The following is a 25551-nucleotide window of genomic DNA, read 5'->3' on the forward strand; positions in this document are numbered from 1 at the left end:
TTAAAATATTTACTTTAAAATCTCTGATTCAATTCTATGTCGGTAATTCTCAAAGGTAAAATCTTTAGCAACTTTATGTGACGCTATCGCCTTTATTTTTAAAATTTTTGAATCCAATACTATCAACTTTTTTAAGACATTGTTCAGTTCTTTCGCTGTACAAGGATTTACTATAAAACCATTCTTTGTATTTATATATTGCGCTATGCTCGATACTGTTGATACAATTGGTAAACAACCAAAGTTCATAGCTTCGGCTATAACTTTTGGAAACCCTTCCGAAGCTGTGCTTGGCAACATTAAAAATTGAGAATTTTTATAAATCTCAAAAACCTGTGGGCGTTCCAAAAAGCCATGAAATGTGGCAGGCAATCCAAAATCATCACATTGTTTTTGATAGTAGTTCAACTTCTCTCCATTGCCAATAAAATGAATGGTTTTTATTTTCTCTAAATTATCTAATGCATCCAAAGCATCAATGATTCGCTGTACGCCCTTGGCGTCTTCCAATCTGCCAACAAAACAAAACGTAAAAGGTGGTGCAAATAATTTATTTTGCGTTATTTGCAGGCCTTCTTCCCGCTCTTTTTCAGTAAGGCACGGATTTTCAAAAGTTAAACAATGGCTAGGTTGCTTAGGCCAGCGACCATTGATGGTTACTTTTCGTTTTTGATTTTTCAACATCCAGCGTTGCAGTGCATAACCCAAAGGAGGATTTTCTTGGTTCCAATTACCGGCGTATTTGTACCAGCCTTTTTTATTGCTGAACAGCGTTAGATAAGGAATCAAAAAAACGCCTATTCCCGTGGGTGTCCGCAATTGGAAGACATCAACTTGTTTTAATGTTTTTTTGGTCGTAGCTATTATTTTGGGAATATTCAGTAAAACTTTTAATTTTTCGCCTATACCCTTTCCACCAACTGGTTTTAAAGGAACAAACTTTATTTTGGAAGAAGTATATGGCAAGGAACTCGGCGGCGGCGGGCCGGGATGCAAAAAGGCGATGTGATATATTTCCTCAAAATCCTGCGCCAAGTGGTTCAGTTCGCTAATAGTGGGCCCCCAACCTACGATGGTGCCATCGGGTTGCTTGTAGTGTTCGGTATGGGAGATTAATGCGAGTTTCAAATATGCTGAATTAATTTTAACCACAGAGGCACAGAGAGCACAGAGGTTTAGATATAGCCATTTATTATTCTTTTTATTCCGTCGACAACTTTTACACTATTGAAGTTTATTAAAAGTCCAAGCTTAATATCTTTAAGTTTTAAATAAGTTAATATTTGTGCTGTATGAATGGGAGCTAAAACCTCAATAGATTTTATTTCAATTATTATACTCTCTTCTACTATCATATCAATTCTATAACCTGCATTCAGTTTTATCCCTTTATAAATTACTGGTAAAGGTACTTGCTGTTTAAATTCTAATCCCAATGTTCTCAATTCATGAGCCAAACAGACTTCATAGGTACTTTCCAAAAGCCCAGGACCTAACTGCTTGTGGACCTCAATACACGCTCCTATAATCTTTGAAGATAATTCATTTTCTGTCATAAAAGTAATATTTATCTGTGTCCTCTGTGCCTCTGTGGTTAACTTTCATCCTCCTCCTCAATTACTTCCCTCCTCAAAACCTTCAAATAGGACTTTATCACTTTCTCCCAAGTGAAATCATGCGACCAAGTTTTTGCACCATTGAAATAAGTTTCATAATCGTTCAGAATTTTTTTCAAAGCTTCAGCTAACTGCTCTGGGTCTTTATTATTTATCAATTTACCCGAGGCTCCGTCTTTTATAGCATCCTCAATTCCACAGCCTATAGCGCCAATTGCTGGAACTCCCAGTGCATTTGCTTCCAAAATAGCAATTCCAAAGCCCTCGACATCACCGGTTTGGGTAGTTTCGCTCAGCATAACAAAGATATCGGCTTCTAGTAGGAGTTCTATTTTCCTATTTTCGGAAACTTTTCCGAAAAAGACAATCGCTTCTTCTACGCCTAGATTTAATGCTAATTTTTCCAACTTCTCCATTTCAGTAGGTATCCCAACAATATGATACTTCAAGTCTGGATACTTCTTCAAAAGTAGCGGTAAGGCATTAATTACATTTTGCTGTCCCTTCCTTTGGGTTACGTTGCCTACGGTTATTAAAACCGGCACGGGTTCGTTCTTATCTTGAGTATCTGCATTAACTTTTAGTTCAAAACCATTAGGAACCACTTCTACATTTTTTAGCTCCAGATGCTTTACCAAAGTCTTGGTATAATTACTTACAGCTATAATATTATGAAACCGTTTTAAGGAATAATCTGTCAATTTCCGTAAAATACTATTAGGAAGTTGTACCTCGCTACCGTGAATTATAGCAATAAGTTTTCTTCGGAAGAAAAAAGATAAAAGTGCTCCCAACCAAAGGGAAAATTTGCCAGTACAAAGCACTATTTCGTTTTTAGAAACCAAGGAAAAAGCGGTGATAATACGTTTCAAATAACTGAAAAGAATAATACGCTTCCGCGGGATACGAATCACTTCAAAAGTAAGGTCCCTATCAAATTTTCTTTCTTCTTCCCCCATTTCTGAACGGGTATCACAGACCAACTGCACTTTAAAACCATTGGCTTGCAAACCTTTCGCCAGATTATAGGCGTGATTGCCTATACCGCCTGGTTGGGGAGGGAATTCGGAGGTAAGTATGAGAATTTTGGTCATCAAATTTAGGAAATAGATAGCATCATTTTTTTTTCACCACAGAGACACAGAGGGCACAGAGTACATAATCTTTTCTTTGTGTTCTCTGTGCCTCCGTGGTTTAATAATCCAGCTCCCCAATCATTGCCCCCTCCCTTAATTTCTGCGATGCCAATCGCCACGAAATAAACACCTGCAAAACTACGAACGGAAACAAAAATAACGAGATAAAAAGACCCAAGACCAACATTTTTTTGTTTTTCTTGTAACGGTAGGGGATTATGGATTGGGGAACGGTTTTTAAAATGGCGAGTAGGCTTCTTTTACGTCCATAATATTTTCGGTAAAGGTAAAGTACGCTCGGTATGGGCCGAGGCGCAAACAGCTTTTTTGGACGGAAAGCATCCCAACTCCCCATTTCGCGAAGACCGCCTGAGCCTACTTTTAAGTGAATTCTTCCTGCAAAAGGGTTTGAAATATTTTTACACCCATTTAAATAAGCCCGCAAACCGTATTCCCCATCGCCCATGCGTTGTTTTTCAAACTGCCTGTCAAAGAGGCCAATCTCTCTAAAGATTTGTTTTTTCAGCAGTACGTTGCCAGTATCAATTTGGTCGGAAATTCTAAAAAAAGAATAGTTCTTTGGCACCTCAGCTCCCGAAGCGGAAATAGAAACTCCTGAAGAAATATCGGCTTTAAAAAAGTCAAGACATTTTAGATGGTTTGTTATCCAGTCTGCTTCCACACGGCTGTCATCGTCAAAAAGCAGTATGTACTCTCCTTTTGAAATTTTAATCGCATGATTGCGCGCAAGCCATAATGCACGCTCCGTTTGCTGAACAAGTTGTATCTTCAAATTGAAGTTTTTATAAAAATCTTCTTGAAAGGGATTGGATTGATCTACGATAATAACTTCAAAATTTTTGTGACCCTGCTTTTCCAGGTCTTCCAATACATCCCTTAAATATTCATAGCGGTTGAGGGTTGGAATCACAATACTTACAAATGGTTTTTCCGAAACAAGTGCCGATTTAAAAGAAATCCAACCATAATAACGAAAAGGCTGTTTTAAATAGTCGCTTCTCTTCACATTGCTACTTTTTTTCCAAGCAGCTATTTCCTGAAAAGGATTTTTAAATGAAAATATCCGCAGCATTAAAACATACAAAACCCAAACGGGATGAAAGTATTTCCGAAGAAAACGGTATTCGTCTACTACGGGCAGTTTATGAAAGGAGGCATAAGTTGGGCCATCGCCTATATATCCTTTTTGGAGGGCTTGCCACGAAAGGTCGTATTCCTTTGCTTTTTCACTCTGAAACCTAGTTTCTGTTTCCAATTGTTCAAGAATTTCATCCGGAAGTTTTTCAACTTTTGGAAAAACAGAAGTGCCATTTTTCCTATATAATTGAAAATAATGGGTGGGATGTAAATATTTTAAGAACTGGAAGAGCATTAATTAGTTTTTGGAATACAAAATATATTTGGTGGAAGTTGATCTCCTGATTGGAATGGATTTAATTTCATATCCAAAATCTGATAATCATATGGATTAAAAAAATCGATAATCCTTTTATCATCATTAGTTTCTACAATAAAAATTGGTTTACACCTTTCAATCAAATGAATTGCACCCATCAAAATGTCTAATTCTATTCCGTCAACATCAATTTTCACTAGATCGCAACGGTCAATATTGTTCCTGGATGAGAAGGAGTCGATAGAAACCATTTCAATACGAGTGCTATTATTGTCCTTTTTGTCTGTCCGTAATGTATTTGAAGTGGTGGAGCTTAGAAACAATTCAATACTGCCATCTTTATTTCCAACTGCAAGGTTATTCAATTGAATGTTAGATTCCTGTTTATTGACTATGATGGATTTATTGAAACTGTTATGGACATTTAAGTTTGGCTCAAAAGCGATAACCTTTCCGTTTTGAGCAATTGAGTTAGCCCAAACTAAACTTAAATAACCAAAATTAGCCCCAACATCTAACACTACAGCGTTATTTTCCTTTGTCTTCAATCTTTTTACAAGATTGATGGAGTTTCTCAAAATTGTGTTTTCAATTCCACTTTTTGCCGCCTTTGAAGCTACCTTCAGCGATGCGAAAAAATAGAAATTTATTATATATCCTAAATAATCTCTTTTAACCAATACCTTGGTTTCTCTATATCTTCCGTGGGAGCGAAGAAAGAGGTCCCTTACAGGCTTCAATAATCGGGACTGACCTATTCCATTCCGGATTTTTCGCGGTAATGTTCTATATAATCCTAAAATGATTTTATTGATCATTAAATATAGTTTTAAAAAATCCCGAGAGTGTTAACCGTTCTTCCCATAGCTTTCTATTTTCTATCTGTAAATCTATAAAATCCTCTTTAGATAGGGAGTCATGAAATTGTTTTACTTTTAACCCTACTTGATCTCGTTCTTTATATTCCACCCAAACCACCTGCTTTTTCCAATCTATTTGATTGTCTAGAGGAAGCGCACAGTCTGTATTTATAAAAATGGGGATTCTACCCATGGCCATGGCTTCATAAAAACGAACCGAGAAGTTACCCGCACCACGCACACAAACCACATAATCTGAGTCTTTTAAATTTTCATAAAATTCAAATGTAGTTTTATGAGTTTCCTTATTTTGTGTTACTCCAGCCCGGTATTTTTTTCGTACTATAAAATTGGTTGCAACAACTTCTGATTTTTGTAATGTCTTCAATACCGATGCCCTTAAAAAAGAAGTTGAAAGGAGTTGTTGGGATTGGTTTTTAGACCTTCCAATCGTATTTTTTAAATTTCGCAAAAAGGTGTTTAAAACTTCTTTCACAGCATTTAAACGAGCATCATTTGCTTGTCCACAGAATCCAATAACCGCTCTGCTTTGATAGGGTCTTTCGAAAATCGTATCGCTAGCAAAGTATTTCTTTAAAGGATCAGCAATAAAAGCTGGGAGCGCGTATTCATTCTCCGTAAATTTTGATTTATAGCCACTGGGACGAAGTACAATCAGATTTTTAAAATAAGGAATCCGTACCCCAAAATCGCCTGCATTAAAGCCAATCACTTTAATTTTTAGGGCTGCGCATTCTTTTACAAAAGCAATGGCGAGGGCTTCTTGTTTTGTTTTTACATAATAGTTCCAAGTCATAGTAAGTATGACCACATCCGCTTCTTCTAAAACCTCAGTAAATTCGAAATCCTCTTCGGAAACCCCATAAGAAACCAAGCGCTGTTCATCAGTAAAACCTGACCCCTTGATAAAAGGCTTTAACAACGGAAAGAGCAGGCCACGATGGGCTTTGCTATAATGTGATTTTGGGTAGTACAGTTTCAAAGTTTCTCCTGCTATATTGAATGCTTATATTTTTAACTAAAAAAGGTCATCGATGAATTTCTCTGCCTTTTGCGCATCCTTGTTGTCCTACAAGGTAAATCCTTTATATTATTTATTTCGTTGATCGAGTTAAAACTTCTTATTCCTGATTTTAATCTTTTCACTTTTTAATACACGTTTAGCAACGAATTCGAAGTCCCTAACAAAAACTGTATTAAATTTATGGGTGTTAAAATTTTTCAATTCAATTAATCTACGCTGTTTAAAGTCATATTCCACAGGTTTAAATCCTTTATTTAAAAGTATTTTAAACACTTTTTCATCTTCTATTCCATATTTTTTTCCTGAGCCATTTAGCTCTATAACCACTACTTTCATATCTGGGGATTCAAGTAAGTTTGCTGCTCCTTGAAGCGCAAAATATTCATATCCTTCAACATCTATTTTAAGGGCAAGGGGAAAATTATGATTGACGATGGTGTCTATTGTGGAAACGGAAACTTGAACCGAATTTTTATAAGTATCCGCAACAATTCTATCCATTGTATTACGGTCTGTTGAAAAATTAAGCCGTCCGGCTTTTTCAGCAACCCCCATATTGTGCAGTTGTATAAGGCCTTCCAATTTGTTTAATTCAATATTTCTAACCAATTGATTGTATGTTGCTGGAACAGGCTCCACGGCTATGCTTCTACATTTCTTTATGCCGGATAACAGTAATGAATAATGACCCAAATTGGCACCAACATCCAAGAAAACATCTCCTTCTTGTAAAAAATGAAGCAAGAATATAGACTCTTCAAATTCATAAACACCATAATAGATGTTTCCTACCAAGCCTGCATCACTTTTGCGTGCATAGAACTTAAGATCTCCTACCCAATAGACTGTTTGCTCCTCGATAAGCCTATTCATTAAATTAAAAGATATATATCTCCACAAAGCACCATAAGGTTTATCTTTGGTTAAAGGATGTCCTTTAAATTGTTTAAGCCTTAGCATTATTTTTTTATGAATATTCATCTGTGGGTTTAATTTGTCATTGACTCACTGCTTTTCTGCTATATTCTCCGAATGGGACCTTATATTTTGTAAAAACTCACGAATTCGGCTTGCTGCTTTTCTATGTTGAATTCTTCTATTACTCGTTTTTGGGCGTTTTGGCAGATTGTTTTTTTATCAGCTTCACTGAGAGCCAAGACAGTTTCTATCTGTTGTGCCAATGCTTCCGATGAGTAATTTTCAAACAGCCATCCAGTTTTGCCATCTACAATGTTTTCAGGCAAGCCTCCCACATTTGATGCAATGGTAAGTTTCCCCATCGCCTGAGCTTCCAAGATAGCATTACAAAAGCCTTCGTTAAGGCTTGGTTGCACATATAAATCAGCAGTGGATACATGTTCTAAAGTTTCATGATGGGACAGTTTTCCGCAAAAAACCACTTCCTCATTTAGCCCCAACTCATAGGCCATAAACTTATACCGTTCAGTATAATTTTTGTCCCCGCCTCCAATAATATAATATTTGAAAGTAAAGCCGTTCTCTTTTAATTTTGCCATAGCAGCAATGGCTATGTCCAATCCTTTTATCCAAGTGAGTCGGGCTATTGTGACAATCTTAATGTTCTCTGAAGCAGCCAAATGGTTAGATAAGGGCAATTCATCCAATTGAACCGCAGGTGTGATAATAGCTGATGGAGTTTCTACTGGAAGGCCCATTGAAACTGCCTTGCTTAAAAGATATTGGGAAATACTGTGTACTTTATCTACATGTTTCCACAGAGCTTTGTAACAATCGTGATGCTTTATAGGATATACATTTATGTCAAAACCCCGAAAACTCACCGCCATTTTTGCGCCAATGGCCTTAGCAACAGTTTCACTACCCAAAGCTTGGGTTGCAAAGCCAAAATGTAGCCAGTCCAGTTTGGCCTTTAATAAATGGGCATTGAGATATATTTTTTTAAAAAGTTGAACTATTCCGGTGCCCTCCTTTCGTTCCAATTTTATATAACGAAGCACGACAAGAAGATAAGGTAGCAATAGCACAAATTCCTTAACAAAATACCAGGCCTGCAAAAATGGGCTACGGCTTACCTTTGGGCTTTCAATTACAGGACAAAGGGTAAAGTCATCCTTTTTGGTTTGGCAATACAAACGTACCTCCATTCCATTTTTCTGTAAACCTTTGATCTTGGAATTGAAGAAGGTTTCGGAATAACTAGGGGTATTGGATAAAACAATGCCTATGCGCATAAATCCTTTTTAATCTATTATTCTTTTATATAGCTTTTGATGTTCGGCAATAAAGATATCGTAATTGAAATTTTCAATTACATAAGTTCTTAGCTCATTTCCCAAATGTATCCTTTCCTGAATTGTCAAAGCCTTAATCTTAAGAATTTCATTTGCCAAATTTGATTCACTGCCAGCTTTACAGAGCAGGTTTTTAAAATGTTTTAAAACAAAATTAATCCCTGAAATATCAGACCCTAAAACAGGGGTCCCCATACTCATAGCTTCAACTAAAGCCATGGGCATTCCTTCTTTTCTACCTTCATTCAAAGTGGGAATTACATATAAATCTGAAGCTGCAATATAGGGACGAACATCTGTTTTTTTTCCTAAAAAATTCACTTGTCCTTCAATATTCAACTGTTTACATACTGAAATTAAATATTGCCCATATTCATTTGTATTATCACCTAATACTGTCAATTTTATTGAGGAGTCATCAAGCCTCTTAATAGCCTTTATCAAAACCTCAATACCTTTTACAGGAACCAAATTAGCAACTGTAATTATATTGAATGTGTCATTGGCACCAAGTTTTTCTGGAAAGAGGTCTGGATTGTAATAGTTTGTATCGATTCCCAAAGGAATGAGTTTTTGGTTTTTTTTGTTCGGAAAGTAATTGTGCATTTCATCATTGATGGTAATAATAAAATTTGCAAGATAACTACGTATCTTCCAATGTTTGTTACCCCAGCTCATCGCCTTTTTGGTATAAATCCATTTTGCCCCTGCCCATCTGGCTGCAAGCACTTCGGTCCAATCACTACTCCAATGCCAGGAATGGACGATGTCATAATTATTACTTCTTAAAAAGTTTTTGATGGTTTTAATTCGAAAAAATAAGCTGTTATAAGGACGATACTTTGTTGTTGTTTCCACAATAAGAATTGGTATGCCCAAACCTTCCATCTCACTAAAAAAAGCGCCGCGATTGCTTGAACAGGCTACCTCCACTTCAAATATTTTTCTATCCAAGCCTTTAACAAGGTCATATACCACTTTGCCACTACCAGCAGTATCAAAATTGGGAATGGTATAGAGGATTTTTATTTTAGACATGAAATTAAACTTTTAAAACACCTATTCCGTACTTATTTTGGGTATGATTCTGTATAAATTCTATGTATTCGTAATCACCTTTTATTTCATTCCATAACTTATCTACATAACAATTCAAGTTGTGGTGATATTCTGTATCCACAATATCATGAAACCCAATTAAGCCTCCAGGTTTTACTAAAGGTTTGTACATTTCAAAATCACTTTTCACACCCTCATAGCGATGGTCACCATCTATGAATAAAAAATCAATTTTTTCGCCTTTTAAAACGCTTTTTAATTTTTCCAAAGTCTCAGTTTGATGTGAGTCCCCCAAAATTATCGACACTTTTGCATGCTTATCATCAGAAACAAAAAACTTCATAAAAGGAATTTTCTGCTTTGGGAAACCTCCTCCATGAATTCCGCCAGGGAGGTCTATAGATATAAGGTGACGCGGTTTTAAATAACGTGCCCAAATAAAAAAAGAACCACCTTTCTTAGTTCCAATTTCCACTACTACTTTTGGCTCAGCTGCTTTTATATAATCTGCAAAAGCCCTGAACTCTTCTTTAAATTGATTTAAAGAAATTCTATCATAATACCCACGCCCCACATAACTTCGGGCAAAATCATATATTGAATCAAAATCAGTAAACTTAAAGGACTTTTTAAGTTTAATTTTTGAATATTGAAAAGCAAAGTAATCTAGATAATCTCTTTTCTTCATTTTATTTTTTATTTGGCAAAATAGCGCTTAAATTTTTTCTTTAAATAGGATAGCCAACGATTATCCCCTGGATTAAATAAATAAAACCGAATAAAAGCAATTGGAAATCTATATCGACTTAAATTAGATAATTCCATTAAGTGCTGGGTAGTTACTGCATATTGATAATCGCTCTTTGAAACAATATGGGGATATTCATAAGCAAAACTTCGCAGCAGTTCTCTTGTAGCCGCAAACTGTTTTTTCTTATTAGACGTTACCGAAGCCCTGTTGCTCCTTCTATCCAGACGAACCAAAATCTCCTGCAGCCCATAAATTTTTGATACTAATGAAAACCGCAATATATAGGTCCAATCCACGCTAATACTTGGATGATGTTGAGTGAAATACAACCCATTGTCAATATGCACAGATTTTCTGAACATGATACAGCTGTTTACTACTTTTATTTGATTGCGATAATTCAATAAAAATAATTCCTTTCCCTCTGGATAGTGCCCCCCGTGTACTAAAATTCCTGGAAACTTAGAAGTAACTTTCTCTCCACCCCAGAATTCAGCAATACCAGAAACCAAACCAATATCACTTTTGGCGTCGAGCAAATCAACTTCTAATTGTAAGCGGTCGGGATAGTAATAGTCGTCCTGCTCCGCTATTGCTATATATTCTCCAGACGCTTGGGAGACCAATCGGTTCATAGTAGGCCCTAATCCAAGGTTTCTTTGATTTTTCAGAATAATTATACTTTGAAAAACGCTTTTGTAAGCACTCAAAATATCTTGTGAACCATCATTAGTACCATCAATGCAAACAACCAACTCAAAATCCTGAAAGGTCTGCGCCGCGAGACTTTTTAAAGTAGCCTCCAGCGTTTTCTCACCATTAAATACAGGAAGAATTACAGAAACTTTCATTTTCTATTTAATGTTGGTTCAATCATTATATTTCTTTTTCCACACTGCCAAGGTAAGCAACATACTTAAAGGATGCGAATAATTTACTTCATCCCCTGTTTTAAAGTTATTATAAAACTTAGCGAGCAAGGGTTTTGAAATAAACGGATGTAAGTTTTCTGAAAAAAGCCATTGCTGTAGCTTTTCATCATTTTCCATCCCCAAAAACTGAAGTTCCCAATTTCGTTGAATGTAGGGTTTGCCCAATTTGTTTTTCAGCTCCCTTTTTAATTTATTTCCTATCCGATATGGTAAATTATTTGGCGAAATATTCTTTTCAAAAGTATATAAATTATATGGCCTATGATCTTGCCAAGTTATTTTGGCCAAAGCAGGGTTTTGCTGTTTTATATAGGCTATCTGCAACTTTCTATCTGCCAAATATTCCTCTGGAACCGTACAGATAAACTCACACATTCTATCGTCATAATAGGGCAAGCTTATAGGGTGCGCGGCCTCAAAAACTGAAAGGTTCACCGAGGTCCAACGCGGGGCCCAATACAGGCTTTTAAAAGCGCGAAGTTTAGCGCTCGGATTTTCTATATCAATTCTATTGAGCAAGTTGACAATTCTATCGCGCAAATAACTTTCAAAATCACCCGCCAGTTCCCACTCTTGCCAAAGCGCTATGGCGAGCTCCATTCCGCCTTTTTTGACAATTTTCTTAATACTAATTTCTAACAAATCTTCTTCCGTTGCTCCTTCTGCTGCTCCGCGGTCAAACAGAACATCTCCCCAATGCCCTAGTGAAAAAGTGCCTTCCATGCTTTTTAATTCTTCAATAACAGCCATTTGGCGCGGGTGGGTAAAATCGGAATAACAATGGTTTATGGAAGCCAATTCTTCCAGTTTTGGCCAAAGATATCCTGATTCGATAGTAAACTCCTTAAAATCAAAACCGCAAGTTTTCGCTATTTTTTTTCCAATTCCACTCTCTGAGAAGCCACCCTTAAAAGAATAACTATAAGCTGTAACGGGGGTTTTCAATTTTGCTAGTGCCACAGCCTGTGTACGGCTGTCCAAACCTCCCGAAAGTGGGAGAATTACTTTTGAATCTTTAAGTTGTTCCGAAATAATTTGCTCAAACAAAGTAGTAAATTCTTCCAAAGCCCTCTCAAAACTGATATCCCGCGGACTGTAATGCCATTGGAACCAAGGTTTGCTTTCAATTAAAAAACCGCTATCATCAAGAATATTTTCGGAAGCTGCGGGAAGTGCTTTTTTATCTTTCCAATACGTATCGGTATCCAAAAAAAAACCAGTAGCCGTAAAAATGCAAATGGCTTTTTTGTCCAGTTCGTGAGGAGCTTGGGCCTTTGCGAATTTTTGGTGGGATGGTATTATGGGGGTTTTTACTGTTGGCATTTGGGTTTTTGTGTGATTCGTAAAAGTAGTTAATTTTTTAATTGGGAGGTGGGATCATGAAACTCCCCGTCCCGCCAAAGCGGGACACCCCTCTTTGAAAGAAAGAGGGGAGCTTTTGTTTAGTACTAAACAATTTAATTCGGTAAAATGTTGATTTTAGCAAAATCAAAGGCTTCTCCCTTTTTAAAAGGGAGATGTCCGCTAGCGGACAGAGGGTTTCTTGCCTCTTAACCCAAGTTTCCTTAAATTTAAAAAAACAATTTTCATAACTAACCACCATGAAAAAACAAATCCACACACTGAAACACCTAAAAGCTTTCCGTAAGGAACTGCGGGAACGGATGACTCCTGCGGAAGCCTTTTTATGGTCTAAACTAAAAGCAAGGCAATTTGAAGGAAAACGCTTTACCCGCCAGCATAGTATCGAGAATTTTATAGTGGATTTTTATTGTGCTTCGGAAAAGCTAATTATAGAACTTGACGGCCAAGTACATTTTAACCCAGAAGCACAGGAATATGATGCCGCAAGAACCGCACGACTGAACGAACTTGGATTTACTGTAATACGGTTTGAAAATAAGGTGGTTTTTGATTTATTGCCTTCGGTGCTGTTGGAGATTAAAGAGCATTTTAAGGTATAAATTATAATTTGTGAGGGGTTCATCCAACTCCCCGTCAGCGAAGCTGACACCCCCTCTTCTTTTCAAGAGGGGAGCCTTTGTTTAGAACTATAAAAGTAATTCAGTTAAAATCTTGATTTTAATAATATAAAAAAAGCATCTCCATTTTTAAAAGGGAGATGTCCGCTAGCGGACAGAGGGTTTAGTGCCTCTCTAAAACTTCATAATACAATCCTTCCATCCCCAATAACATCTGCTCTCCATTATGCTGTAACTCAACTTTCTTCCTTGCAGCCACATGAACTACTTCAATATTGTCTAACGATAAATGGGAGAACGCTTCAATTGCATCAGCCATTGCGTTAGGATCACGATTGGGAACAATCCAACCATTCATTTTATCGCTAATCAATTCAGAAATCCCTCCACAATCCGTACTAATTACTGGTAATCCAATAGCCATAGCTTCCACCACTACATTTGGGATTCCTTCTTCCAGACTCGGCATCAATAGAACAGAAGCTTCACGCATTAATCTGAATACTTCCATCTGTGGCTTTCTCCCTTCAAGTTTCACATAATCCTGAAGTCCAAGATCATTAACCAAAAACTGTAATTCTTCATCGCCTGCGCCCCCAATAATGGTATAATGAAAATGAACATTTTTTTCTTTTAATACCTTGCAGCAACGCAGGGCATAATCATAACCTTTTTTCCAATGTGACCTTCCTATTGACAATATATTCAATTGCTTTGAGACTATATAAGCTTGAGAAAAGGATATTTCTTCCAAAGGTAGGCCTGTATATACTACTTTGTCAATCTTTTTTGACGATCTCCATATTTTATCCCCATTGGCTGAAATAGCGTTGGAAACGGAATGAAAACCAGCCATTTTGGGATACCATTCCTTTAGATATTTAAAATTAGCTTCATCAACAAACGGCCGTACATTGCTATGGAAACCTCGCTGGCTTAAAACCACTGGAGTTTCTTGTTTTAATAGTACCTCTTCAAACCAAGGAATAACAGAGGGCCATTGTAAATGTATTATGTCTGGTGAAATGTTTTTAAGGGCCAAGTCTAAGTTTTGCTGTTGCAATTCTTGGCGTTTTCCCTCTATTAATTTTCTAAGAGTAGGGAACATTAAATTGAATTTCTTCGACTGTAAAAGTTTGCCCAAGGTAGTAACTGTAAACTTCAGCTTGCTTTGGTTGCTGCCCAAGGAAACATAGGTTATCTCTGCTACTGGTTGTGATATTTTCTCATTAAATCCAAGAATATAAACTTGATGCTTTACAGCCAATCCTTTAACCAACCGATTTATAAAGGGCGTGGTTTTAAAACTACCATCGAAAATTATTATTTTCAGTTTTCTACTCATACTCCCTAACTAATGAGAAATAATTATTCTTCGATTATTTTTTTGAGGATAATCTATTAGTATTCAATCTTTAAGCAAGGAATCGAGTGTTTTTGAAATGATTTGGACTCCTTTATAATTTAAATGTTCATAGTCCTAAACCCATTATCCGGAATTTCAAAATCATTGAAATCCAAGAATGTGACCTCACCAAACTTTGTAGCATATGTCCTTAGAAAAAGGGATTCACTTATAACATATTGGGGGCCTTTAAAGCTATTGCAATATTGAAGGCTAAATAGTTACATTTTAATGTGGTCTAATCTTGGTCGGTAATTTTTTTCAACTTCCTTATCGCAAAACTCGGATTATTAAGTTCCATAGTAATATAAATTAACTCCCAATTATATTTTGAACAAAATTCGTACACAGCTTCTATGACACCATATCTTATCATGCCATCCCAATTTGCAATTACATAATCATGTCCTGCTATTATGCCATTATCTTTTACTTTCAATCTATACGTTTCGAGCTCGTTAAAAGTACCTTCATAGGAATGATCTGTATCAATATAAATCCAATCAAAGTAGTTATCTTCATAAGTTTTTCCTACGTCTGTAGAGTAACCAATATCAATTTGAACTTTTCCAGAATCAATCTGGGATTTAAACTTTTCCTCCACATCTCTTTTTTTATTTTGGCTATATCTTTCACTACCCCATAAATCAACTAAATGTAACTTCTTTGGTTTGCAATATTTCAAAATTAGTTCGGAAAAATCTCCTTTATCAACTCCTAGTTCGCATACAATCCCTTCTTTAGGTAAATATTTTAATAATTCCTCCCGATCGGTTAGCAATTTAGTATTATCAATTTTTTCTTGTGATATTGGATATTTAGGTATTTTACTAGACTGAATTTTATGACTCGCTTTTAACGAAGACTTGACTTCTCTATAAATCATTAATTTAATCCTATTAGGAATCAGGTTCTTTAATAGTTTTTTCATTTTTTTTGGTTTGTGTGCTAAAATATAAAAAAATAGGGTTTTTTGAGCTATTTAAAATCTCTAGAAACTGTTTGTTTCGTTTTGCAAATATTATGGGAATGAAATATAATGTATTCAAAAAAATCAAAAAAATGAAGGTTCAGTTTTACCTATTAATGAATCAGTTTCTGGTAAAATTGATTTATTTTCTGGGATATCATTTTCCAATCCATATCCACACTCCTCTTGCTGGATAGCTTACCAAGCTCATTCAGACGAGGTTGGTCCCGCAATAATGACACAATTTCGTTTATAAAGCTTTCAATATTTCCGATTTCAAACAAAATACTGGAAGTCTCTTCCAAATAGGTCTCATTCCCTCCCACATCATTTGTAATAATAGGTAATCCACACGCCATGGCTTCCAATAGCGAATTGCAAGCAGTGCTATCTAGCATTGGTAAGTAAAGAGCTGTAGCTTGTTGGTAAAGATTAAGTAATTCCAAGTCATTCACCTTGGTTAAGATTTCTATGTTTGGATGCGGAGTTATTTTAGAAACATAGGCAGGATGCAATACTACTTGTACCTTCAAATCCTTAATTTCCTCAACCAGTTTGGGAATAGTCTTGTTAAAGGTTTCAAAATCCCTTAGATGCTGCCCAACAAACAAGAGAGTATTCTTTTTTCTCAATGAAATATCAGGTTTAAAAAAAGTAGTGTCCACGCCGTGGGGAATATATATCACATTTTCCAAATCAAGCCATTCTTTTAAAAACTCCACTTGATTTGAACCAACAGCTATAGCTCCATCCAACTTTTGCAACGCCTTTGGGTTGGTTATGATCTCTTTTAATACTTCTGGTGGCTTATGAAAAGTAGCACAGAATTTTGTGTTAGGAAAGCGACGCTTTAAGAAACCCAGATACCGGATATCCCGTTCCCCATTTAAATAATGAACTACATTTTTTTGTCTATTGTGTTTTTTAAGCAATTGATATAGTTCTATAGTTTTTAATACACTACCAACATTGTATTTACCTGCTGTTGTAGAATGAAAGCCCGCTAAAAATTTAGCAACCCGAAACGGAAATTTAGTAGTACCATAAACTACTTGGGCATCAATATAATCCGTCAATCTACCATAGCCAGAATTATTGGCGTGATGTTTGGAGCGATGATGGATCAAAAATACATTCACAATTACACAAGCGGTTTGTTCAACATAAGCTCCAAGATACGTTTTGTATTTTGAACGGGGTGAACGTGGGTTTCAAAATAAATGCGGGCGTTTTTTGAAAGACGGGCCGCAAGCAACTCATCTTCCAAAACCATTTTTATTTTTTCAATAAGTTCGGTATCGTTATGAAAATAAAGAAGCTCCTTTCCTTCTATAAGAGGTACGGGCAACTCTGTGGTCATGCGCTCAGCGATAATAACCTTTCCTTGCGAAAGATATTCCGCCATTTTCCAAGCGGGGGAATTTGCCAAACCACGTGTGTAAATAACTATTTTCGCTTTCTTCATAACATCTAAATATTCCTCAGGTGTGGTGGGAACATTGGTAAGGGCATCGCCGTAATTTGAATTTGCAATTTTGGAAGGCACAAAACCACCGAGAAATATATCTGGAAAGTGTTGCCTTAATAATTTTATAATATTATAGCGCTGCTGGTGAATTTGTTTTACATCTTCATCTTTTTCATGAAGGAAGCACCGGGTTTGGAATAGAATAGAATTACCGATAAAAGATTTTTCATATTTCTCAAATCTTCCAATAATTCGGTTCTCTTCAGCCTTTTTTAAATGATTATAAACCGTATTATTCGTTTTTTTTAATCTTATAAAAAACAATCTATCAAACTTAATATTTAGAATATAATTTGAAATAACAATCCCCCATTTAAATTTATTTTTTGAAAAGTTATTTTCAGATCGGACCCGAAAAGTAAGTCCGAGGGGAAGAACCTTAGTTTTATAATTTTGATTGATAATAGTAATTGGCTCACTTTCAAAATTTCTCTTAAAATAAAAGTCGCAATTGTTTAATGCGGCTTCTGAAAAATGTTCTGCAAAATCGTATAAATCTGTGGCAAAGGTTATTTTTTTATTTGTTTCATTATCCACCAAAGTATAAAAGGAAGTTTTGGGATGCGGTCTAGATGTTTTTGTGATATTGCCATACTCGTCTACGGTATGTGTTCCTCTATTCTTTTTTATGTATAGTTGCACCTTAACATTTACCAGTCCCATCTTTTCAAGCTCAAAAAAGCCTGTTTGGATATAGGAGGAATGGTTGAGTTCCTGTGGGGTGTGGATAAGTAAAGTGCAAATGGGCTTCATATTACAAATTAACTAAAACTTGTTTTATTAAAGCTTTCATTTTCTCCTCAGTTTGAAGGAGACTCCATTTTTTTTCAACATTGATGCGTGCATTTTCTTGAAAACGTTGCTGCATTTCAGTAGTCTGAACGTATTCCAATATCCTTTCTGCGTATGTTTCTTTAGTGGTCAATATCCCATTAAGCCTATCTTCAATAATCTCATCCGGTCCTCCAGAACCTTTTATAGCGGCCACTGGAGTGCCACAGGCCATGGCTTCTACCATCACCATTCCAAAAGATTCATGGGCGCTAGGCAGTAACAAAAGGCTAGCTTTTTGATAGAAAGGTACCAATTGCTTTTGTTCCATACTAGCAGCAAATTTTATATTTTTTTCTATTTTCAATTGCTTTGCTAAAGCTTTTAATTCAGAATAATAAATATCATCACTTACTGGACCTACGATAGTCAGATTTACTTTTTTGTTTTGATGTTTAATGAGATATGCAAGCGATTCAAGACAAAATTCTATTTGTTTTAAGCGTGAAATGCGACCCACAAATAATAATTCAATTTGCTTTGGGTCTTTCTCTTTAGGTGCAAAAAGTGTTGTATTTATACCCAAAGGCATTACTTGAATATTCAAGTTTTTAAATACCTCGTTCTTCGCCAAATGCTTTTTTTGAACTTCAGTATGTACAATAATATGGTGGGCATTTTGATAATATGTGGCCGCCTGCAAATCGTCAGAAACATGAATACCTCCTATCATTGCAATGTAAGACTTTTGCATTTTTACCAACATTTTTGCCAACTGGAAACAGTATGGACTTCCGTGACCAGACATATTGATGATGGTTACATCTGGAGCGTTAAAAAAGGAATTCCAATAATGAAAAAGTGAATATTGCTTCCTCCATCCGTGTCGTTTTTTTTTAAAAGGCTTTGATATTGGCCAAAAGCGTTTTTTTATATCTTCAATTTTTTTGGTAAAAGGAAGAAGGCTCCCTGTAAAATAATCTATAGAAACTTCATACCCTTCCTCCTGTAGTTTTAGCAACGCTTTTTCATGAGGCTTGCTATGCGAAAGGAAAAGATCTTTTTCGGTTAGGCCGATTGCTTCGGCTGAGAAAGGATGGAGTAGAGAGATTTTCTTCAATAGGAGTAAGTCTATTTAGTATAAAATTATTTGTTTGCATAAATATATCCAAAATATGATTTTCCATCCCATTTTAAAGATGTTTTAAATCCAGCATTGTGCAATTCTTTTAATATTTGTTCATGACTTAAAATTGAATGGTTATCGTGAAATTCAATTGCTATTTTGTTTATTTTTTTTAAACCATCCAGCCCCAAAGATTGAATGATCTCTCCTTCCGCTCCTTCACAATCTAATTTTACAAAATCAATTTTATCAATACTTAATTTTTCTTTCATACTAGCTAAGGTAACAGACTTTACCTTTAAACTACCTTCTGCATTCTGAGATACATCCTTATACGAAAGCTTATGTCCTCCTGCAATATTACCTTCAATGAGGATTCTATCTTCATTATCTGAGCCCAATGCGTAATCAAAACATTTGATGTTTTCAATATTGTTTTGATTCACATTATTCAATAAAATTTTGAAATTTGAAGGATGTGGCTCAAAAGCAAAAACTTGTGTTCCTTTTATTTTAGAAGCATATAATGAAAACACACCTACATTGGCTCCAATATCAAATACTACATCTCCTTCTTTTATTTTAACCTCGCCTTGATCGTAAACTTTATTTACAAAAATTTCTTTAAAAATGCTTAAGGTATTATTATTAGCATTATAAAAATTAAGTCCATTTCGAAGATTTAATGTATTTACCGATTTACCATTGATGGTTCTTTTAATTATACTATCCCAATTATAGAAGTTTTTACGCAGTAACATTATTTCTTGTATCACGCGCTTAATTCTGTATATACTTTGTTTCGTAGCGTTCATTTTTTTTAGATTTAATAGTAATATCTTTTAAATTAATTAATATGCTTATAAAGTTTTTTTTATTCTTTTCTTTAAATTATCTATTCTTTTATCAATGAATTGAACAACCAAAAAGCATATAATAAATAAAAGAATGATGTATAATGGCAAAGCTATAAAGTTGAGTTTTAAATTAGATTTATTAACCCCATAACCAATTAAAGCCACATATAATATAGCAACTAAAAAATGAGACAAATAAATAGGATAGCTATACATACCAATATAATAGTCCCATTTTTTCCACTTTTTTGAAAGTTTTAAATGAAAAAGCATATAAACCATAAAAAAAGCTATGAGCATATTTAAGTATATAGAAAACTCACTCACTGTAGGAGTTAGTAAAGATTTAAAATGGGCATTTAGTAAAAATCCAATATATAATAAAGCGATATATCCTATATGAACATTACTCAATGGTTTTATTTTGATTAACCAATATAACGATGCTCCCAATGCAAATGGCAAAGAAGATGCAAAAATTGCACTATATCTGTAAGTTTCTAAATCATAGTAAAGATATGTTCCAATATAATATCCAATACTCAATATTAACCATAATATGGTTCGTTTAGGAGTTTTGGAAATACCAATTGAAATTAAAAAATAAAATAAGATTTCATTGGTTAATGCCCAAGCAGCGGGCAGTAAAATTGGATTAAACCTATGTGGCACTATTTTCGGAAAGATCATAGTAATATTCGCTAGCCATTCAATAGTAGAATTGGGAATTCCGATTAAAGATTCGCGAGCTGAAATTGCAGGAAACAACATAATTAAGATTATCGTAAAAGCTGCAAATACCCAATAAATTGGATACAACCTTAAAAACCTATTGGCCCAAAATATCTTAAATCCTTTAAAGGAATATCCATAGGTTTGCTGAATTATCAATGTCATCAAAAAACCTGATAAAAGGAAAAAAAATGAAACGGAATAATTCCCAATTGTATAAACATTGAATATGTGCAACAAAACAACATTTAAGGCAAGCAGTGTTCTTAAAATTCCAAACATTATTTTATTCGTGCAAGTCTATTAATAACCCTTTTTCTTAAACTCATTATTTTTTTCTCCCACTTAATCCTTCTTACCAAAACATAATACCCATTATAAAAATTCTTGATTGCATTCAACCTATGGGAAAAACTTGAATGCGGTTTAAAGTGCATCCCTTTGTAGCTAATGTAAAATTGTTGAGGTTTGTCTTTATATTTTATTTCACTAAACGTCATTGTCCGCTTCCAGTTTATAAAATGTAAATACATATATTCCTTTTTATTGTTATCAAACAAATCAATTATTTTTCCTTTTTTGTAAAGCCATCTATCCAAATAATATTCTTGATGAATCTCAGATTCAATTCCCTTTTTTATTAATTCTGAATCCCAGAAAACTCTATATGGATTTTCATCCTTTCCAATCAAATTTTTTAAATGTTCTGTCAAAACAACCTCGTCAAACCACATAAACTTTGGCATTTCAAATAATGTTTTATAATTTGGAATTGATTTATAAAAACTGTTTATTTTTTCTGTATTCCGAAACAAATTAAAATGTCCTGAAATTGCCTCAGGTCTGCTACAAATTATATCAAAATTGTTCAAAATTTCTGGAGTCATAAATTTACGAATATCCCCCCATATAATATCCATATCACAAATCCCCCAGAAATCAAAACCCTCTATATATTCATTAAATATATCTCCATAGGCTGGTTTTAGATCACAAAATTTTCTGGCATTCAAAGGTACATTAGCATCTACCACCAAGTTTATATGTTTATTGAGCTCAACAAGCGTGGTAGGAACAAAAATAATATTTTCGGGATGGTTCTTAGGGATTTCACAATCTGTAGGGCAAAGCCAGTTGATTGTCGGATTTGTTTTGACTGAACAAAGGTAGGCATCAAACCAAACGGGCCACTTTCCAAAATACGGGATGATTAAAATTATAGAATGCACTGAGTTCTTAATTTAAAAATAATCTGGTTTATTATCTCTTAAAAAGATATTTCAAGCTTTTTAAAATTGATTTTAGAACATCTTTTTTTGAATTTAGATATTGGGGTTTAAAGACTTTCTTTTGATAGAGACTGGGGTGTATATAGGATAAAATATTTTTTGAATACTCAAACCCACTAAAAGCCTCCTCCCCTTCTTTAACAAAAAGAATCATGTTTTGCCTGTACCACCATAGTACATTCTCATCATCCCAAAATTCACCTCTCAGGATATCAAAAGCTTGAAATCCTCTATTTTTAAACTTTTCACCCCAATAATTTGGCCATTGCTCATTTAGATGAAATTGCCCGCCCTGCCCAGGAATAGCAGCTGAAAAAAGAATTATATCGCCATGGCATACAAGGTTATCCACAAATACCTCGGCAGCTGCTTCAGGAAGATGTTCTGCCACTTCCAAAGAAATTACTATATCAAATTTTCTTTCAAGTTTTAACGCCTTCGTTAAATCATATTTCAGAAATTCATCTTCCCTAATCATCGCCTCGCTACTCGGCACTTGAATACCGTCAACACCAAATATTTTTTTTACTCCAAGGCCTTTACAAACTTTCAACCAACTGCCATTACCACATCCTATGTCCAATACCGATTTAGGATTAACAATTTTAAAGACAAAAGGTAATATTATCCCTGCTGAAGTTGGGTTATGGGTATGTAAGGTATGCTTATAATTAATTTTCATAATAACTGTAAATTGGGCTTGTTTCCTGTAAATCTTCTTTTAGTGATTTAATTACACAACTTTAAAAGCATCATTTTTTTATAGAATTCTCACTTCCAAAATATATTCAATAGGATTAATCCTATTTAAAGTTGAATACTGATTTTATCATTTTTTTTAAATACTGCTCAAAAGCATGGGGGGTATAATTTCTCAAATAATATGGTAACAAAAAAAAATAAACCCTAAAGGTAATTTTTTCTTTGTGTTTAATCTCATTTTCAAATTTATGCAAAATCCTAATAGATTGGATTTTATTAAAATTGTTCAATTTTTCGGTAATCAAAAATTTATAGAAACTCAAATTGGCCTTTCTTTTTTCAATAGCATATAAGTTGCTTCCTGTAATACTTTGTGAAGAACATATAACTGTAACAACAGCATCATTAATAGAATATATAGGTTTGTTATCAGAAAATTCAAGCCAAGCCCTGTTGTCTGACTGCCAAGCTAGTGGATACTCATAAAAGCCAAATTTCTCATATACTTTTCTTGTAAATGCATATTCGGATAACGTACTTATTGCTCGTCCTGTTATACGCCTATAATAGGAATCGGAGGCCGTTTCGAATTCAGGGTTGTTTTGAATTTCTGCAGTAATATCTTTATCACTAAAAATATTTTGCCTTGCAAATCTAAGCACGTTAACTTTTCCCGAAAAATTATTAAGGTGTCTATAAAAAGACGCAATAAGATTTGAACTGAAATAATCATCATCGCCCAGAACCATAATCCATTCTTCGTCTGCTGATAATTCTATACACCTTTCCCATTGTTGGGTTAAGGAAATTTTGCCAAGATTGTTCTTAAACCGTTTATATTTTAAATTAAATTTTCCACTAAACTCGGTTATTAAATCTTTTGGATTTTCTGGACTCGCATCATCTCCAATATAAACCGTAAATCTCTTATCTGTTTGATTTTCAAGGGAAGAGAGCGTCTTTCTGAAAAATGCCTTTTTATAATAAGGAATTACTATTGCTATCAATTATAAGTTACTTTAGTATGCTTAACAAATGGAAAAATGTATTACCCCCCTTTTTGTTATGCCCAAAAATAGCAAAAAGAATTGGTGAATTGGATGAAAAATGAGGTGTTTAAAGATGGAATCTAAATATCATCCAAGGCATTTTTAGTCGCTTCCAAATATGCTCTACCGTATTTAATGCAAGGCTCTAAGTGATTTCCCTCAGCCCATTCGTTCATGGCATTTATAAAAACAAAGTTCTCTTCTTTTGAAAAGGGCTTAAATGAAGCTACAATATTTTGTAACCAATATTGATAAAGCTCAGGGCTGCTTCCGTGGACTATTATACCGCTTTCTCCTCTTCTCGCTGTATTATCCCAACACGGTGTAACGCTTCTATACAATTTATAATTTGGTAAATTTCGTTTCAGGGCCCATTCCATTCCAGTTCTAAAATGACGATATTTTTTAGATGTCTTTTTTTTAAGTTTTAAAAATTTAGCCCACGACTTATGCTTAGTAATATTTTGTTGATAATCACTTATAAGTACGTGAGGAGAAAACTCTACGCTTGCATCCACCCCCATGTTTTTGGGGTTTGTTTTGTCGTTTAGGCTTTCTGTTATCATTAGATATAAATCTTTATATCCAAATTCTTTAATAGCAATCTCACGCCATAATTTCACGGTTTCTCGAAAATCTGGAAATAAATTGTGCCTGTAAATCATAAACACAGGCTTTTCATCTATTCGAATATAGCGTTCATCAGAAAATACATGTTCACACAACCAACGCATATGGGCAATATCATCGTCTTTACTATATTTTTGCTCTATAAGTATCTCTTTGTCCCTACCATCCCAGCGCCTAGTCCAATTCTCATTTGCCCAACAGAACATAAACGGCATGTCCAAATCCTTTTGATCGAGCATTCCGTCTATCGGTTGATTTAGGAGGCGCTTTCCATTAAACCAATAATGGTAATAACAAAAGCCGTGTATTCCATGTTCCTTGGCAAGTTTGGCTTGCTCAGCTCTCGCCTGTGGTAAACGCAAATCGTAAAACCCTAAATCTGTAGGTAAATGGGGTTGGTAATGCCCCTCGAATAAAGGAGTAGCTTTAGTTACATTTGTCCATTCCGTGAACCCTTTTCCCCACCATAAATCATTCTCAGGTATGGGATGAAATTGTGGTAAAACAAAGGCTAGCGGTCTCAATTTATTCATTTATCTTCTTTTTTAAACTTCCTCATCTCTTTATTTTATTTAATAAACGTTTCATGAAGTAATTATACTTCGTCCTAAGTGGATGATATTCTTTTTGAAGTAACTTAACTTTTGAATACTTTCTAAAACTTGGTGAATTTATTAAACTATTAAATAAACTTATTTTAAAGTATTTTAAAATATTAGCTATAAAATCCTTTTCAAAAAGTTTATCAGACCCATTCGTTGATAAACCTCCTGAGAAAAAATTTGCAATGATACTATCGGTATAGTAAAAATCTGTTTTGGACCAACACCGCAAATTAAAATCCCAATCTGAACAAACAGAATAGTTTACATTAAAAAAGCCTATTTCTTCCTTTATAAATTTACGTTTATAAAAAATAGCTTGATGGCTAATATTTTTATTTAAAATTTTTAAAGTGTCAAACTTACCATCATAAATATCGCCTTCCTTAGCCCAACCTGTATTTCCTATAATTTTTACATTCCCATAAATAACATTACAACTTAAACCATCTATTAATGTTGCTACTTTACCTAGTGTTGTTGTTTCATAAAATGTATCATCACTCCCCATAAAATATAGCCAGTCTCCTTTTGCTAATTTTATTCCTTTATTCATAGCATCATAAATTCCTTCATCCTTGGCAGAATGCACTATTAAATTTTCCTCTTGTGTTTTATATTCTTGAAGAATCTTAAGGGTGTTATCAGTAGAGGCTCCATCTATGATTAAAATTTCTACATTTTTAAAGGATTGGCTAAGGATACTGTTTAAGGCTTCTTTTATGGTCTCCTCGCAGTTATAAGTTGGTATTACAATGGTTGTTAAATAGTTTTTCATGGAATTTTAATAAAAATAGCAGGGATGTTTTTTTAAGAATT

25 protein-coding genes are annotated in these 25551 nt (G+C 34.6%); 1 reads left to right on the forward strand and 24 read right to left on the reverse strand.

What is annotated here, in order from left to right:
* Nucleotides 1–9: 9 nt before the first annotated feature.
* From ESU54_RS11730 to ESU54_RS11785, 12 genes are all read right to left on the reverse strand, one after another.
* Entirely contained in the window at nt 10–1128 is a 1119-nt protein-coding gene (locus ESU54_RS11730; protein ID WP_111845225.1) for a glycosyltransferase, read from the reverse strand.
* A gap of 47 nt (nt 1129–1175) precedes the next feature.
* Complete coding sequence (locus ESU54_RS11735) at nt 1176–1556, reverse strand: GxxExxY protein (RefSeq protein WP_146848127.1); 381 nt, start codon at nt 1554–1556, stop codon at nt 1176–1178.
* A 38-nt stretch (nt 1557–1594) separates the two neighbouring features.
* Nucleotides 1595–2710: a glycosyltransferase family 4 protein gene (locus ESU54_RS11740; RefSeq protein ID WP_170253280.1), complete on the reverse strand. Its 1116-nt coding sequence runs from the start codon at nt 2708–2710 to the stop codon at nt 1595–1597.
* A gap of 100 nt (nt 2711–2810) precedes the next feature.
* Nucleotides 2811–4145, reverse strand: a complete 1335-nt coding sequence (locus tag ESU54_RS11745; RefSeq protein WP_111845200.1) for a glycosyltransferase family 2 protein — start codon at nt 4143–4145, stop codon at nt 2811–2813.
* Nucleotides 4145–4987: an FkbM family methyltransferase gene (locus ESU54_RS11750; RefSeq protein ID WP_111845201.1), complete on the reverse strand. Its 843-nt coding sequence runs from the start codon at nt 4985–4987 to the stop codon at nt 4145–4147. The genes ESU54_RS11745 and ESU54_RS11750 overlap by 1 nt, the downstream gene beginning before the upstream one ends.
* Nucleotides 4977–6032 (reverse strand): exostosin domain-containing protein, encoded by a 1056-nt coding sequence (locus ESU54_RS11755; protein WP_146744019.1) that lies wholly within the window; start codon nt 6030–6032, stop codon nt 4977–4979. The genes ESU54_RS11750 and ESU54_RS11755 overlap by 11 nt, the downstream gene beginning before the upstream one ends.
* A gap of 129 nt (nt 6033–6161) precedes the next feature.
* Nucleotides 6162–7055 (reverse strand): FkbM family methyltransferase, encoded by an 894-nt coding sequence (locus tag ESU54_RS11760; protein WP_111845203.1) that lies wholly within the window; start codon nt 7053–7055, stop codon nt 6162–6164.
* 59 nt (nt 7056–7114) lie between these two features.
* Nucleotides 7115–8287 carry a glycosyltransferase family 4 protein gene (locus ESU54_RS11765; protein ID WP_111845204.1) on the reverse strand — a complete coding sequence of 391 codons (1173 nt, stop codon included), beginning with the start codon at nt 8285–8287 and terminating at the stop codon, nt 7115–7117.
* A 9-nt stretch (nt 8288–8296) separates the two neighbouring features.
* The gene (locus ESU54_RS11770; RefSeq protein WP_111845205.1) at nt 8297–9385 is read right to left on the reverse strand and encodes a glycosyltransferase family 4 protein; all 1089 of its coding nucleotides are present in this window, start codon (nt 9383–9385) and stop codon (nt 8297–8299) included.
* A 4-nt stretch (nt 9386–9389) separates the two neighbouring features.
* Complete coding sequence (locus ESU54_RS11775) at nt 9390–10094, reverse strand: class I SAM-dependent methyltransferase (RefSeq protein ID WP_111845206.1); 705 nt, start codon at nt 10092–10094, stop codon at nt 9390–9392.
* Nucleotides 10095–10102: 8 nt separating this feature from the next.
* Nucleotides 10103–11008 carry a glycosyltransferase family 2 protein gene (locus ESU54_RS11780; RefSeq protein WP_111845207.1) on the reverse strand — a complete coding sequence of 302 codons (906 nt, stop codon included), beginning with the start codon at nt 11006–11008 and terminating at the stop codon, nt 10103–10105.
* Nucleotides 11009–11026: 18 nt separating this feature from the next.
* Nucleotides 11027–12412, reverse strand: a complete 1386-nt coding sequence (locus tag ESU54_RS11785; protein ID WP_111845208.1) for an asparagine synthase-related protein — start codon at nt 12410–12412, stop codon at nt 11027–11029.
* 278 nt (nt 12413–12690) lie between these two features.
* Between ESU54_RS11785 and ESU54_RS11790 the strand changes: the two genes are divergently transcribed.
* Complete coding sequence (locus ESU54_RS11790; RefSeq protein WP_111845210.1) at nt 12691–13053, forward strand: endonuclease domain-containing protein; 363 nt, start codon at nt 12691–12693, stop codon at nt 13051–13053.
* A gap of 181 nt (nt 13054–13234) precedes the next feature.
* Here ESU54_RS11790 and ESU54_RS11795 read toward each other — a convergent pair whose 3' ends face one another.
* The 12 genes from ESU54_RS11795 to ESU54_RS11850 all read right to left on the reverse strand — a co-directional run bounded on the left by ESU54_RS11795 (nt 13235) and on the right by ESU54_RS11850 (nt 25510).
* A complete protein-coding gene (locus ESU54_RS11795) occupies nt 13235–14416 on the reverse strand; it encodes a glycosyltransferase family 4 protein (RefSeq protein WP_111845211.1) in 1182 nt (393 codons plus the stop codon).
* A 298-nt stretch (nt 14417–14714) separates the two neighbouring features.
* A complete protein-coding gene (locus ESU54_RS11800; protein ID WP_111845212.1) occupies nt 14715–15407 on the reverse strand; it encodes a class I SAM-dependent methyltransferase in 693 nt (230 codons plus the stop codon).
* 152 nt (nt 15408–15559) lie between these two features.
* Nucleotides 15560–16585: a glycosyltransferase family 4 protein gene (locus ESU54_RS11805; RefSeq protein ID WP_160113294.1), complete on the reverse strand. Its 1026-nt coding sequence runs from the start codon at nt 16583–16585 to the stop codon at nt 15560–15562.
* A 2-nt stretch (nt 16586–16587) separates the two neighbouring features.
* Nucleotides 16588–17727, reverse strand: coding sequence for a glycosyltransferase (locus ESU54_RS11810; protein WP_111845214.1), 1140 nt, complete (start codon nt 17725–17727; stop codon nt 16588–16590).
* Between the two features lies 1 nt (nt 17728).
* Nucleotides 17729–18865 carry a glycosyltransferase family 4 protein gene (locus ESU54_RS11815; protein WP_111845215.1) on the reverse strand — a complete coding sequence of 379 codons (1137 nt, stop codon included), beginning with the start codon at nt 18863–18865 and terminating at the stop codon, nt 17729–17731.
* A gap of 26 nt (nt 18866–18891) precedes the next feature.
* Nucleotides 18892–19686, reverse strand: coding sequence for an FkbM family methyltransferase (locus tag ESU54_RS11820; RefSeq protein ID WP_111845216.1), 795 nt, complete (start codon nt 19684–19686; stop codon nt 18892–18894).
* A 45-nt stretch (nt 19687–19731) separates the two neighbouring features.
* The gene (locus ESU54_RS11825) at nt 19732–20742 is read right to left on the reverse strand and encodes an acyltransferase family protein (RefSeq protein WP_146848128.1); all 1011 of its coding nucleotides are present in this window, start codon (nt 20740–20742) and stop codon (nt 19732–19734) included.
* Nucleotides 20742–21689 carry a DUF6625 family protein gene (locus tag ESU54_RS11830; RefSeq protein WP_111846062.1) on the reverse strand — a complete coding sequence of 316 codons (948 nt, stop codon included), beginning with the start codon at nt 21687–21689 and terminating at the stop codon, nt 20742–20744. Before ESU54_RS11830 ends, ESU54_RS11825 begins: the two co-directional genes overlap by 1 nt.
* Before the next feature lie 31 nt (nt 21690–21720).
* The gene (locus ESU54_RS11835; protein WP_111846063.1) at nt 21721–22431 is read right to left on the reverse strand and encodes a class I SAM-dependent methyltransferase; all 711 of its coding nucleotides are present in this window, start codon (nt 22429–22431) and stop codon (nt 21721–21723) included.
* A 121-nt stretch (nt 22432–22552) separates the two neighbouring features.
* On the reverse strand, nt 22553–23458 hold the full coding sequence (locus ESU54_RS11840) for a glycosyltransferase family 2 protein (protein ID WP_146848129.1): 906 nt from the start codon (nt 23456–23458) through the stop codon (nt 22553–22555).
* Nucleotides 23459–23580: 122 nt separating this feature from the next.
* Nucleotides 23581–24663, reverse strand: a complete 1083-nt coding sequence (locus ESU54_RS11845) for a glycosyltransferase WbsX family protein (protein ID WP_146848130.1) — start codon at nt 24661–24663, stop codon at nt 23581–23583.
* 22 nt (nt 24664–24685) lie between these two features.
* Nucleotides 24686–25510: a glycosyltransferase family 2 protein gene (locus tag ESU54_RS11850; protein ID WP_111846066.1), complete on the reverse strand. Its 825-nt coding sequence runs from the start codon at nt 25508–25510 to the stop codon at nt 24686–24688.
* Nucleotides 25511–25551: the final 41 nt, after the last annotated feature.

The sequence above is a fragment of the Aequorivita antarctica genome (assembly GCF_007997155.1).
Classification (GTDB): domain Bacteria; phylum Bacteroidota; class Bacteroidia; order Flavobacteriales; family Flavobacteriaceae; genus Aequorivita; species Aequorivita antarctica.